The following is a 13090-nucleotide window of genomic DNA, read 5'->3' as shown; positions in this document are numbered from 1 at the left end:
AATATATTCGCTGCTAACGAGCACATCCGCGAGCACTTCCGTCGGAATAACAAACTCTATGGCTCCCATATAGCCTGGAGCTAAAATAGACTTGTTACAGGTCTAGAGAATTGTCTATAAAATTATTGGAGCCCTATCGCCCGTTGAAGAAAAAGGCTTCACAACATCGATTAATTTGATTTCGCCGACAACCTTCTTGGCTCTGCCGTTTATGTTATAGCGAATATCCACGTCTACAATATCATTTTTGCGAATGGTAATGCCATTCAACACGCCATAGCTGTCGACGTATATTTTCCCTGCAGCAGCATGAGGTAAATCAAATTGGTGGCCAGCCTGACTGAGCGACATAATAGATCTTTCACGGATAGACAACTCAAACCCAATTCCGTCAAACTGTTTATTGTCCCCGATCATCTCTAAATAATAGTTTCCTGCTACATATAACGAATTAGGGTAAGCCACGAGCACGATATCATTGATAGAGAAATCTTCCGTTTGGATGTCGAAGCTGTATACTACAGGTTCTTGACGAAGCTGGTACTGGCTGTAAACAGCGAAAGCAATGAGGGATGCGAAGATAGCGACTATAGAAAGAGAAAAGACGATTTTTTTCACTGCTCCAAACCTCCGATTTCTTCCAATTGTAATGCTTATCGTATATGAATCGCATAAATCTTAAAATATGATTTGTCACTACTCGAAAAATAGGTCACAACATGGAACATAAAAAAAGCCCCTGGGAAGGGGCTTAGGTAGATTAAGGGTTATCTGAAGAGTTACATCTCAAACTTCTTTATCACAATAGCGGAGTTATGTCCCCCGAAGCCAAATGAATTCGACATGCCGATGTGTAAATTGGCTCTTCTGGCTTCATTCGGGACATAATCCAGGTCACAGGCGGGATCTGGGGTATCAAGGTTGATGGTAGGTGGAATGATTCCCTCCTGCAAGGATTTCACAAGGGCAATAGCCTCGACACCACCGGAAGCACCAAGCATATGACCGGTCATCGATTTGTTGGCTGTTACGGGAATGCGCAAAGCGTCCGCTCCAAAGACTTGCTTGATCGCCGCGGTTTCTGAACGGTCTCCAATCTCTGTACTCGTTGCGTGGGCACTGATCACATCGATTTGATCGGGTGAGAGATGGGCTTCTGCAAGCGCCAATTTCATCGCCCGGGCTGCTCCGTGACCATCTGCTGGTGTTGCAACCATGTGGTAAGCATCGGAGCTGGCACCATAACCGATCACCTCACCCAAGATCACCGCATTTCTTCGCAGGGCGTGTGTCAGAGACTCGAGTATGAGGATGCCTGCGCCTTCTGCCATAACAAACCCGTCCCGTCCTGCATCGAAGGGGCGACTTGCTTTTGCCGGATTATCATTACGGGTGGACAAGGCTGTCGCATTGGCGAAGCTGGCTAGAGATATGTCAGTAATTGCAGCTTCGGTTCCTCCAGCAAAAATGATATCGGACCTTCCCGCCTGGATGTTGAAGAAAGCCTCACCGATCGCTGTATTGCCGATCGAACAAGCGGTTACTGGTGAGAGGGAAGAGCCCAAAGCCCCGTATTTAATACCGACCATGGCCGCCGCCATATTCGGAATCATCATCGGAACGAGTGTGGGACTGACGCGTTCCGGTCCGCGTGAGGCGAGAGCAACACTTTGATTCATCAAGGTCTGGATGCCTCCAATCCCGGAGCCGATATATACACCCATGCGTTCTGGATTAATCTGCTCAAGCTGGAGGCCAGAGCTGATAAACGCCTCATCTGCCGCTGCTAGAGCGAATTGGCAGAATCGATCCATACGCCTTGCTTCCTTCACACCAAAACGTTCAACCGGATCAAAATCCCGGATGACCCCCGCAATTTTCACCTTCTGCTTCGTTGTATCAAATGCTTCTATATGTGAAATACCGGAATGTCCCTGAACCAATTGGGACCAGAATGTTTCTACATCGTTACCGAGCGGCGAGATCACGCCCATGCCGGTGATGACGACTCTTTCCATAGGATCAACCTCCTAGAATATATAACTTGTCATTCCTAGGGTTATGATGTCATGTATAATATCCTATTACAAGATACGGTTTATCCTAGTATAATTACTGCCATCCTATAGGACTGCGAAAGGAAGATTATGATGAACTCACAGGCCAGACTTCAAGCATTATCAGCATTTTTGAAATCCCAACGGGCTAAAATCTCCCCGGAATCCGTAGGATTACCGGCAGGAACCCGGAGAAGAACGCCTGGACTGCGGAGAGAGGAAGTTGCACAACTAGCAGGCGTAAGCACAACATGGTACACCTGGCTAGAACAAGGACGTGATATACAAGTCTCTTCGTCCGTGCTGGATTGCATAGCTAATGCGCTGCAACTCAGTGCGGATGAGCGAAAATACTTGTTCTCACTAGCCTATGAATCAAGTGCAAACACCTACACGTACAAACAGGAAGCGGCCCAGATCAGCCCCTCCCTGCAAAAAATTATTAAAGAACTCCGCTGCTGTCCAGCTATTATCTCCGATCGCATGTGTAATATCGTCGGCTGGAATAGCGCTGCAGCGCAAGTGTTCATGGATTTCGAACAAATTCCCCCAGAAGAACGAAACATGATCCGGTTGCTCTTCACCCGGAGAGAATTTAAACGTTTGGCGGTGAACTGGGACCAGTTTGCCAGCGGATTTCTGGCGATGTTCCGTTCATATTACGGACAATATGTGGAGGATAAATGGTATGGATCATTTTTGGATGAAATGAAAAGAGATCATCCCGGCTTTACTCGCATGTGGGAGCAGAGTCAGGTGAGCTATGCTCCCGAAGTGAATCTTGAATTCAGACATGCTAAAGCCGGGAAAATGGTATTTGAGCTTACATCCCTTCACGCATATGGAAGCGATGATTTACGCTGCAGCATCTATACACCTGCGCCGGATACGAATACAGAGGCGAAGATGCGGCAGTTGATGGAAGAAAAGGCATAAGGGTGTAGACCCTTATGCCCAATCTCTTCTCAAGGTGAACAGATCCTTCAGTTCATCCGTCGATAGCTCAGTAATCCAGCCTTCGCTGCTGGAGATGACATTATCGCTGAGCTGCTGCTTGCTCTCTAGCATTTCATCGATGCGCTCCTCCAGTGTACCGAGGGAGATAAATTTGTGCACCTGAACATCTTTCGTCTGTCCCATACGGTAGGCGCGGTCGGTTGCCTGATTCTCTACCGCCGGATTCCACCAGCGGTCGAAGTGGAAGACGTGATTCGCTGCGGTTAGATTCAGGCCGACACCGCCGGCTTTGATCGACAGAATGAATACGTTAGGCTGCTCGGATGCTGGAAGTGTCCGCGACTGAAACTGGTCGATCATGCGGTCGCGTGCGGTCTTTGATGTGCTGCCGTTCAGATAAAGTACAGGCTCGCCAAGTTCCTGCTGCAACACCTGCTGCAGCATCTCACCCATACCGATATACTGGGTGAAGATGAGGCACCGTTCGTCCTCTTCCCGAAGCTCTTTTACCATGGCTAGGAGACGTTCTAGCTTGGATGAACGGTTAATGAGCGTCTCGGTATCAAGTATGCGGCCAGAAGGCCCCGTTACTTCCGGGAGAGCTTCTTTAGTCAGGAGCAGCGGATGGTCACATAGCTGCTTTAACTGCGTGAGCGCCGACAAAATGGCACCTTTCCGTTCAATTCCCTCCAGCTTCTGCATACGCTCCATGAGCTGATTTACGCTCTGATCATAGAGCGCACCTTGCTCAGTCGTGAGATGAATATACGTCTTCATCTCATTCTTCTCTGGCAGATCCAGCTGAATCGCTGGGTCTTTCTTCTTGCGCCGAAGCATAAACGGCTTAACGAGTTTTTGCAGATCGGCCGTTTTCTTCTCGTCATGATCCTTCTCAATTGCTTGAATGAAGCGGTTCGTGAAGGCCCTCAAATTCCCGAGATATCCCGGATTGATGAAATCGTAAATCGACCATAATTCAGACAGGCGGTTTTCAATTGGCGTACCGGTCAGCGCGATACGATGCTTTGCCGGAAAGCTGCGAACCGCTGTGGACTGCTTGGTCTGGGCATTTTTAATATTTTGAGCTTCATCAAGGCAGATCGATTCCCATTTGAACTCTTTAAGCAATTCCTGATCCAGAGTAGCGGTAGCATAAGAGGTCAGGACGATGTCAGACTGGCTTGCTTCCGCATGGAACTCCTCACTGCTGTACCGTTTGCTTCCGTAATGAAGCATAACCTGTATGGACGGAGCGAAACGGCTCAGTTCCTTCTGCCAGTTGCCGAGTACGGAAGTTGGGCAGATCAGAAGAGAAGGGAGCCTTGTTCCTTGATTCGCCGTCGTTTCTTTGACATGGAGCAAATACGTGATGAATTGTACGGTTTTGCCAAGACCCATATCGTCTGCGAGACAGGCGCCGAGCCCGAAACGCCGCAAGAAGGCAAGCCATGCGAATCCCTCACGCTGATAAGTTCGAAGTTCCGCGCGAAGGCCTTCGGGTACAGGGAGCTCCGGCCATTCACTCTGTCTTTGAAGCTGGCTGATTAGACCGAGCAAATGCTCATTAAGCTCAACCTCTAACTTAATGCGATCAGGACCTTTTTCTTCGTCTTCCTGCTCTTGGTTCTCTTGCTTATCCTCGTTTCCTAGCAAGTGGAGGTGAAGAATATCCTGAAAAGATAACCCCTGCGAAGCATCCATCCCTTCCATGGCCTGACGGATTTGAGCGACGAGTGCAGGGTCGAGCGCTATCCATTGTCCACGGAAACGGATGAGCCGCTCATTTCGTGCCACGAGGTCAGCAAATTCGGCTTCTGTAAGCGTAGAATCGCCAATGGCGATTCGCCAATCGAAGTTCACGATAGAGTCGAGCCCGAACAGGGAGTTTCCGATGCTGCGCTCCTGACCACTGCCTTCTCCAGAGCGGACCTTGGCGCGTAGCTTCGGTTTCTTGCGTGTCGCTGCTTCCCACCAAGCCGGTAGGAGTACCTGCCAACCGGTCTGGAGCAGTCTCTGACTGTCTACGGTTAGGAACTGCCAGGCTGCCTCATCAGATAATGCTGAACTGATCATGTCTTGTCCGTCATTTGAGAGCATTCGTGCTGGGAGTGCAGCGCGGAGACGTTCTATCCAGCTGGCTGCTCTCTCCTGAACATGGGATGTCCATGATTCTGGCCATGAACCGGTAACATCGCCATCCGGAGACAGCCGAACAGGGCAGAGCAGGGCCGGGTCACGCTTGTCTTGAAGGACGAGCTTCAGCCGCCACTCCATTTCTTCTTCGTCCGGCTCCATAAGCTGGAGTAGAGGACGGAAGGGAGCGGTATCAGCTTTCCATCCCATCGCAATCAGCCAAGACTGAGCATCCATTCCTGCAGCTGCTGAACGGTCTTTTGTGAAGAGAAGCGGATATTCACGTCTTAAATCGACGGCTTCGGCTTCTGTTCCATAACAGCGCTCAAAGACAGATGCAGAGAAGGCGGCATTAAGGCCCTCGCCAAGTAATGGGTCTTGCTGCAGCTGTGACAGTTTGGCTCGGGTTTCCGGATCAAGGGCTTCGGAATCCCAGATCCATTGCAGCTTTCCATCTAGATAGGCGGTAAAGCTCGGGACGAATGCTCTGTTCTCAATGCATTCATGAAGCATAGGCGCAAGCTGGATGAATGGAGCACTTTCCTCACCCCACAACCATTCGATATGACTCAGCAGCTTTAAATCAGCGAAGAAAGGAATAACCTGCTCTGCGGGCAGCACAACGAGCTCAACCTCCTGAACTCGCTGAATCTCCAGTTCCGTTCCGTAAAAGGATACTTCATGCCATGCGAAGAGCAATTGCTTCAGTGTTTGACCGGGCAGATAACCCTTCATCAGGGTCGATCCGTAAATGAGCGCATCCCCATGGGCACTTAAGGTAATCTGGACGGTGATAGTTTCGGTATGTTGGCTCATGATATCAATTTCCCTTTCCGAAGCTCCTCTTGGAGTGCACGAAGCCGGCTATGGCGACCGGCGAATCCTTCCATGAAGATTTCAAAACGTTGTTCTCGCTTCAGTTTTTTGTAAAGCTTGGACAGCCGCTTCAGCAGCTTGACCGCTGATTTGTAGCTGGATCTGTTTTTTTGAAGAATATACCGATCTACAGCTTGATGGTAAAAGGGCAGCAGCAGCTCTGGTGCATGTTTCTCAATAGGTTGCAGGACGCTAACACGAAACTCCAGCGGCTCTCTTCCGGTACTCAGCTGATAATCCATCCATTGCTGCCACTTCCCATGGGCAAGGAGAGTTTCTTGATAGATGTCCTTGGAGTGAGGGAGCATGTCAACGAGTGTGTCCCATAGGAACTGCTCTGCTTCGGGCAGCTGCTGTACGGCTTGATCCCAGTAAGCCATGTAACTATTCAGCTTATGATTCCGGTAGTTGGCAAGCAGAGGACCGGTCACAGCCAGCCATTTGGTTAAGCGAGGCCAATCTTCCGCCTCAGAGAGCATGTCGAGGAAATGGATTAGCTGTTCTGGCTGGATATAGAGTGCTTTGTCGGCGGCCCGGAGCAAATCAAAGGCTTCTTGATCCTGTACAAGATAGAAGTGCATCAGGCTTTGGGCAAGCATGCCGGCAGCCCGTGAATAGGCGTTTCCAAGCTCCGTTTCAGCTGTTTTCAAATGCTGCAACTCTCTAGCGTACAACTCCATATTTCCACCATCTTGATGGAATCCGTACAGCCAGAGCTGATTGTATATATTAGAGAAGAAAGGATGATACCGGGACTCGGTCAGCATTTTTTCCCGCAGATAATCCAGCGTCTCGGTTACACGCAGCGAAAGCTCGGCCTCTGTGGGAATGAAGAAATGCCCAGAGGAAAGCTGCTGTTTAATATCCTTTTGAATATCATCCGCAGCAATTTGAACGTGATAACCGATAAAGAGACCAGCACCGATGCCTTGGTTCGGAGGCTGCTTTACCAGCTTGTCGAGCACAAATAAACGTGTATGAAGCTCAAACAGCAAATCCATGATTCCGGTAAGAGAAGGCTTGATGCTGTAGAGGGCTTCCAGTGCATTTCTGGAGTATAGGGAATTTAGGGTGTTGACCTCAAGGGTACTGACACATTGACCGAATAGTTGGTGCCAAGCGGAGATAGGCATTTCGGGCAGATTTCGGGCCTGTTCCCTGATCGCTGCGAAGACTCCCGATTGTCTGTTATTGGACTGGGATGAATGTAGTCGAGTCTCGGGTTCTCCGGAAGACATTTCACCATACCTTATGAGTGTTGTTGAGTGGGCATTTACAAGTGCGTGAACAGATCGTCCCTGCTTGTTTGCGGCGTCCAGCAGGACGGCAACCATATGTTTACACTTATGTCTGACAGGACATGTGCAGCGGCTATCCTCCAGTGAACCGGGAACAAGGTTGACATGATAGTCATCGGTTCCTTGAACGATCGCTTCGATATGGTCATCACTTGTATGATGCAGAGGGCCCACCCGTCCCTGTTTGTAGTACTGAAATCCGCGTTTGATCGTTAAATCACTGAAATATGCGGCTGTATTTTGTATAAGTGTCTGCCATTGTATATCATCCAGTGGCTGGATAAGGTTCATGGTAAATCCATCTCCTGAGAGCTAATAGTTTTATGGACTCTAATCTACCATATCCAGACCACCATATAAATAAGTTGGTAGAGAAAGGCATGATTTCAATAGAAAATATTGTATGATGAATAATATGGTAATTAACTATAATCCGATGGTTCCCAGTACGGAATAAGTTCAATTAGAAATGGAGTATTCTGTTCATGAAATATGATTGTTTGATCGTCGATGATGAGACGATTCTCGCAGAAACGACATGCGAATATTTAAATATGTTTGATGTGAAATCGGCCTTCGTGACGGATGCGGCTGGTTGTATGGATTTTTGGAAGAAGAATGAAGCCTCCGTAATTCTGCTAGATATCAATCTGGGCAGTGATTCTGGATTCGAACTATGTAAGAAGCTGCGGCAGACGACGGAGGTTCCTATACTATTTATTAGTGCCCGTTCAAGTGACGACGATATCCTTATCGCCTTGAATATTGGCGGTGACGATTATATTCGGAAGCCGTATACGTTAAGCGTGCTGTTAGCCAAGGTGAAAGCGGTTCTGAAACGGTATCAGGCCAGTACAGTGGATAATCGGTCCGAGTCCGTGCAGACAGAAGCTGTCGTTATGGATGCTGATTTATACCGTGTTCGTGTACATGGCGAAGAGATCCGGTTGAAGCCGCTGGAGTTCAAGCTGCTTTCGTATCTGGTTCAGCATAAGAACCGGGTGGTGACGAAGGAAGAGCTGTTCCGAAATGTATGGGGTGACGTTATTACAGGTGACGGTACCTTGAATGTGCACATCCGGCATTTGCGGGAGAAGATTGAGAAGAACCCGAACGAGCCGCAGTATATCAAGACCGTCTGGGGAACAGGGTATGTGTTTGAGGAGCAGAACTGATGAAGATGAAGCGGATCATTGTCATCATGTGCATCATTCTTGCCGGAGGCGTTCTATTATCATGGCAGCTCATGAATCGGACAGAATGGGGCGGCGCTGGCGTAGACATCATTGCTGTCAACGAAACCGTTAAAGAGATTGAAGCTTCGTGGGATGACCTAGACCAGGCGAGCTTTCGTGACTTGAAGCTTCCGTTTGTTGTGTTAAGCCTGGACGAGCAGGTATTATTCAGCAGTTCGGAAGGTGGAGCGACTACTGTAAATGATGCGATCCGAAATCGAGATACGGTTGTTGATATTAAGCAGGGGAGTACGATTGTTGGAAAATTGATTATACCGAATGACGGCCGCCGCGTAGCTGAGGAATCCGGCAGGTGGATTTTTACAGTGGCACTCTTGATTTACATCACCATTGCGCTTCTGTGTGTCCTATATCTTGTGTACGTGAATCGGACGGTTATCCGTCCATTTCGGAAGCTCCAGCATTTTGCACAGCAGGTTGCTCGTGGTCAGCTGGAAACACCGCTTGAAATGAATAGAAATAACTGGTTTGGAGCATTTAGCGAAAGCTTCGACATCATGCGAGTGGAGCTGGCAGCGGCGCGGCAGAGCGAGTATGAGGCGAACCGAAGTAAGAAGGAGCTGGTTGCAAGCCTTAGCCATGATATCAAGACGCCGCTTTCTTCTATTAAAGCAGTGAGTGAGTTGATGCTGGTGCTGGCGGAGGATGGGAAGCAGCAGAAGCAGCTGCGAATGATACATAGTAAGGCCGAGCAGATTGATCTGCTCGTTACCGACATGTTCCATACGACACTGGAGGAGCTTGATGAGTTGAAGGTGTCGGTTAACGAGGTGTACAGTACGGTGCTCTCTGATATGATTCAGAACGTTAACCACTACGATAAGATCCATTGCGGTATCATTCCGGACGTTATGCTGCTCACCGATGTGAGACGTTTACAGCAGGTGTTCGATAATGTCATCAGTAACGCCTACAAGTATGCGGACACGGAGCTGCATATTCAATTTCGATTGAGCGAGGCAGGAGATTTTCTGGTGATGAGCATTATGGATTTTGGAGATGGTGTACCTACAGATGAATTGCCGCTGCTATTCAATAAGTTCCAGAGGGGAAGCAATTCGGAGGGCCTTGGGGGATCAGGGCTCGGACTGTATATTTCCAAGTACCTGATGGAGCGAATGCAGGGTGACATTTCATGTCACAATCGGGAAGACGGGTTTACCGTTAAGCTTCAAATCCGGTTGGTCTAATAGAATTAAGGAACGGTTAAGGATTAGACAAAGCTTCATTAAGAACTGTTTGTGTATGATAAGGCTGTCATTAACGTTACAGTCTTATTTTTATATATAGGGGTGGTAAGTGTATGCCGAAAGTTATGATATCCACGCAAAAATTGTGCAAAACATTTTCCCGGGGAGGCCACCAGCAGCATGTGCTGAAAAATGTGGATCTTCAAATTATGGAGGGTGACTTTACTGTCATCATGGGGAGCTCCGGTTCGGGAAAATCGACGCTGCTGTACGCGCTCTCAGGCATGGATAAGCCGACGCTTGGAGATATTCATTTTAATGATCGTAATATTGCCAAGCTAAGCAATGATCAGTTGGCGGTCTTCCGGCGGGATCACTGTGGGTTCGTATTCCAGCATATTTATCTGCTGGATAACATGAGTGTGCTAGATAATGTACTGACCAGCGGCTTGCTGCTGGGTCGGAATAAGAAAGCCATCATCAAGCGGGCCAAGGAGTTGCTTGCTCGGGTTGGTCTGGATGAAGGGGCTTGGGTAAAGTTCCCGTCACAGCTTTCTGGAGGGGAAGCGCAGAGGGCAGGCATTGTTCGGGCATTGATTAACGAGCCTGCTATCGTGTTCGCGGACGAACCGACGGGAGCTTTAAATTCCGCTTCAAGCAGCAGTGTGCTGGATATCATGACTGAAGTTAACCAAGGGGCGCAGAGTATTGTCATGGTGACCCATGATATCAAAACCGCTTTGCGCGGAAACCGTATCCTCTATTTAAGGGATGGCATTGTATGTGGTGAGCTGAGACTTGCGCCTTTCGGATCAGGAAGTGAAACGGACAGACATGAGCAGCTGAATGTGTTTTTGGATGAGATGGGGTGGTAAGCATGAGGATTCTGAATCTGACTGCCGCGAATCTCCGAAGAAATAAAGGTTCAGCCGTGTCACTTGCTGTTCTAATTCTGATTGCTGCCATGCTGCTTAACGTGGGTCTCGGGATTTTTGTGAAGGTAAAGCCATTTTTCCTTGATAAAGTCGAAGAGACGAAGGGGGCACACACCATTGTGATCCTCAGTAACGATCTATATAAACCAGAATACAAGGACTTTTGGGATCATGAACCCCAAGTTACGCAAGTGGAAGCAGAGAGTATGATTTACATGGGGCAGGCGAGTATCCGGGTCGGCAGTAGTGAGCTTGGACTGGGAACTGCTTTTCTAAACCTGGATCATCCACGCCAGATTGCTCCGTTCGAGCCGATTGAACAGATTGAGGTTCCTTCCGAAGAGGCTATATACGTACCCATTTCCTTGAAGAGTACGGGGTATGAGCTGGGAGATACGTATACCGTCACGTATTTAAATCAGGAATATCGATTTACCGTGGCAGGTTACTATGAATCTGCTTCATTCGGTATGATGAATGCGGGAGCATTAAAGTTTTTCCTGACGGGTGCAGGATATAAGAAACTTGAGGCAGCGATTGGGGAGCTTGCTGGAAGTACCATGTTATCCGTTAGGATGAACGACCCGGAGCAATCATCCGATCTGCTGAGTGATTTTAAAATGAAGACCGATGTGCCGCTTTCCGGTACCCATTCTTTATATAAGACGAATGTGATTGATTTTATGGGCATGTCGATGTCCAGCACGATGATGATCAGCATCTTTGCTATGCTGCTCGCCGCTTTTGCCTTGATTATTGTTATTGTAGCGCTAATCGTTATACGATTCCGGCTCGTCAATAGTATAGAGGATCAGATGATTAACATCGGTGCTTTGGGAGCACTGGGATATACGAGTAGACAAATTACGGCATCCATGGTGCTTCAATTTATGCTGCTCGGCGTCATAGGGTCTGTGCTTGGGATCGGGCTATCGTACGCTGTATCTCCTTGGGTGGGTGGAATGATGTCCAGCTTGGCCGGACTTCGGTGGGATAACGCGTTTCATCCTGGTATCGATATGATCAGCGTCTTGACAGTACTGATGCTGGTGTTGATCGTAACGCTGATTGCCAGTCGGCGCATCAAAAAATTACCCCCGGTCATTGCGCTTCGAGGCGGGGTGAATACGCATAGTTTCCGCAGGAACCATTTTCGACTAGACAAGTCACGAGGAGGACTTCAACTCGTGCTGCCCTCAAAACGATTGCAGCAAATATGAAGCAGAACGGAATTGTAGCGGTCATTGTGGCTGGAGTTACTTTTGCTTCGGTATTCTCGGTTATTACGTATTACAACATGGCGGTGGATCAGAGCGCGCTTTACAATATGGCAGGTAGTGAAATAGCCGATGTAGTGGTGAATGCACATCCGGAAACAGACACATTCCAATTGTTCTCGGATCTGAAGAATGAGGCGTCGGTTGTCAAGACAACACAACTGGATATGGTGATCTTAAGCTTGGCGGGGGAAGATTCGGTTGTCCAAGTCTCGGATGATTACAGTCAGATGGAGAATTTGTCTGCATATAAGGGACGAATGCCGCGTTATGATAATGAGATTGTGATCACAGGTGTGTTATCTGATATATTGGGCAAAAAAATAGGTGATACGCTTGAAATTGAGCAGGATGGAGTGGTTGGTAAATATCTGGTCACAGGCCTCACGCAAACGATGAGAAACGGTGGGAGAGAGGCATTCATGACGCTGTCCGGTATGCATCTGATTGATCCTGACTTTAAACTCCAGGCTGTAAATTTATATTTGGAGGACGGGGTTAAAGATGTCGAGGCCTTTATAGGGCAGTTGAAGCAGGATTATAACGGGAGGATCGCTCAAGTTCAAAATTATCGTGATCTAAGCGATACACAGCTGGGCACCTATACCAGCGCTATCAAATTACTGATGACCGTTGTGCTAATCGTAACCGTTATTGTTGTCACTTTAATTCTGTATCTTGTCATTCATGCGATGATCTTGAAACGAAAGATGGATCTTGGCATCTACAAATCCTTAGGTTATACTGCTTATCAGCTGAAAACACAGATTGCGCTTAGCTTCGTTCCTGTTGTGGCTTTCGGGGCGATGCTGGGTGGTGTTCTCGGAGGATTGGGTACGAATCCGCTGTTGTCTATGCTTCTGTATACTGTAGGTGTAACCAACTCCAAACTTGATATTCATCTGCCGACCATTGTTCTTCTGTGTGTGATCGTCGTGTTATTCGCCTACATTATATCCATGTGGGCAGCGCGGAGAATTAACAAGATTTCGGCATACAGTCTGATTGTGGAATAATACGTTTAGAACGAAAAAAGCCCCAAGGTATGAAGTGACCCCCAAAAGTTAGACACGGTTATTTCATTAGGCAGCTTTCTCTAAATGAGTTCGGT

The 13090-nt window shown here is 48.1% G+C and carries 10 protein-coding genes; 6 read left to right on the top strand and 4 right to left on the bottom strand.

Annotated features, from left to right (window positions below; translation table 11 throughout):
- Positions 1 to 114: 114 nt before the first annotated feature.
- A complete protein-coding gene (locus ACFQV5_RS08725; RefSeq protein ID WP_379245729.1) occupies positions 115 to 618 on the bottom strand; it encodes a hypothetical protein in 504 nt (167 codons plus the stop codon).
- Between the two features lie 161 nt (positions 619 to 779).
- Positions 780 to 2018, bottom strand: a complete 1239-nt coding sequence (gene fabF, locus ACFQV5_RS08720) for a beta-ketoacyl-ACP synthase II (protein ID WP_379245727.1) — start codon at positions 2016 to 2018, stop codon at positions 780 to 782.
- Positions 2019 to 2150: 132 nt separating this feature from the next.
- On the opposite strand from fabF, the gene ACFQV5_RS08715 reads away from it, so the two are divergent.
- Positions 2151 to 2993, top strand: a complete 843-nt coding sequence (locus ACFQV5_RS08715) for a helix-turn-helix transcriptional regulator (RefSeq protein ID WP_379246186.1) — start codon at positions 2151 to 2153, stop codon at positions 2991 to 2993.
- A 12-nt stretch (positions 2994 to 3005) separates the two neighbouring features.
- Here the strand turns inward: ACFQV5_RS08715 and ACFQV5_RS08710 are convergent, their stop codons facing one another.
- Together ACFQV5_RS08710 and ACFQV5_RS08705 are read right to left on the bottom strand one after the other, a co-directional pair.
- The gene (locus ACFQV5_RS08710; RefSeq protein WP_379245725.1) at positions 3006 to 5963 is read right to left on the bottom strand and encodes a DEAD/DEAH box helicase; all 2958 of its coding nucleotides are present in this window, start codon (positions 5961 to 5963) and stop codon (positions 3006 to 3008) included.
- A complete protein-coding gene (locus ACFQV5_RS08705) occupies positions 5960 to 7612 on the bottom strand; it encodes an SWIM zinc finger family protein (protein WP_379245723.1) in 1653 nt (550 codons plus the stop codon). The genes ACFQV5_RS08710 and ACFQV5_RS08705 overlap by 4 nt, the downstream gene beginning before the upstream one ends.
- 194 nt (positions 7613 to 7806) lie before the next feature.
- On the opposite strand from ACFQV5_RS08705, the gene ACFQV5_RS08700 reads away from it, so the two are divergent.
- The 5 genes from ACFQV5_RS08700 to ACFQV5_RS08680 all read left to right on the top strand — a co-directional run bounded on the left by ACFQV5_RS08700 (position 7807) and on the right by ACFQV5_RS08680 (position 12995).
- Positions 7807 to 8496, top strand: coding sequence for a response regulator transcription factor (locus tag ACFQV5_RS08700; RefSeq protein WP_379245721.1), 690 nt, complete (start codon positions 7807 to 7809; stop codon positions 8494 to 8496).
- Complete coding sequence (locus ACFQV5_RS08695) at positions 8496 to 9767, top strand: HAMP domain-containing sensor histidine kinase (protein WP_379245719.1); 1272 nt, start codon at positions 8496 to 8498, stop codon at positions 9765 to 9767. Before ACFQV5_RS08700 ends, ACFQV5_RS08695 begins: the two co-directional genes overlap by 1 nt.
- Positions 9768 to 9880: 113 nt before the next feature.
- Entirely contained in the window at positions 9881 to 10642 is a 762-nt protein-coding gene (locus tag ACFQV5_RS08690; protein ID WP_379245717.1) for an ABC transporter ATP-binding protein, read from the top strand.
- Positions 10643 to 10644: 2 nt separating this feature from the next.
- Entirely contained in the window at positions 10645 to 11922 is a 1278-nt protein-coding gene (locus tag ACFQV5_RS08685; protein ID WP_379245715.1) for an ABC transporter permease, read from the top strand.
- A complete protein-coding gene (locus ACFQV5_RS08680; protein WP_379245713.1) occupies positions 11919 to 12995 on the top strand; it encodes an FtsX-like permease family protein in 1077 nt (358 codons plus the stop codon). Before ACFQV5_RS08685 ends, ACFQV5_RS08680 begins: the two co-directional genes overlap by 4 nt.
- Positions 12996 to 13090: the final 95 nt, after the last annotated feature.

Source organism: Paenibacillus sp. GCM10028914, from assembly GCF_042666275.1.
GTDB lineage: Bacteria > Bacillota > Bacilli > Paenibacillales > Paenibacillaceae > Paenibacillus_AQ.
This window is presented reverse-complemented; position numbering and strand designations above follow the sequence as displayed.

Coding starts and splice junctions, on each gene's coding strand:
- fabF (WP_379245727.1), bottom strand. CDS start 2,018: ATGGAAAGAGTCGTCATCACCGGCATGGGCGTGATCTCGCCGCTCGGT.
- ACFQV5_RS08710 (WP_379245725.1), bottom strand. CDS start 5,963: ATGAGCCAACATACCGAAACTATCACCGTCCAGATTACCTTAAGTGCC.
- ACFQV5_RS08705 (WP_379245723.1), bottom strand. CDS start 7,612: ATGAACCTTATCCAGCCACTGGATGATATACAATGGCAGACACTTATA.
- ACFQV5_RS08700 (WP_379245721.1), top strand. CDS start 7,807: ATGAAATATGATTGTTTGATCGTCGATGATGAGACGATTCTCGCAGAA.
- ACFQV5_RS08680 (WP_379245713.1), top strand. CDS start 11,919: ATGAAGCAGAACGGAATTGTAGCGGTCATTGTGGCTGGAGTTACTTTT.
- ACFQV5_RS08695 (WP_379245719.1), top strand. CDS start 8,496: ATGAAGATGAAGCGGATCATTGTCATCATGTGCATCATTCTTGCCGGA.
- ACFQV5_RS08690 (WP_379245717.1), top strand. CDS start 9,881: ATGCCGAAAGTTATGATATCCACGCAAAAATTGTGCAAAACATTTTCC.
- ACFQV5_RS08685 (WP_379245715.1), top strand. CDS start 10,645: ATGAGGATTCTGAATCTGACTGCCGCGAATCTCCGAAGAAATAAAGGT.
- ACFQV5_RS08715 (WP_379246186.1), top strand. CDS start 2,151: ATGAACTCACAGGCCAGACTTCAAGCATTATCAGCATTTTTGAAATCC.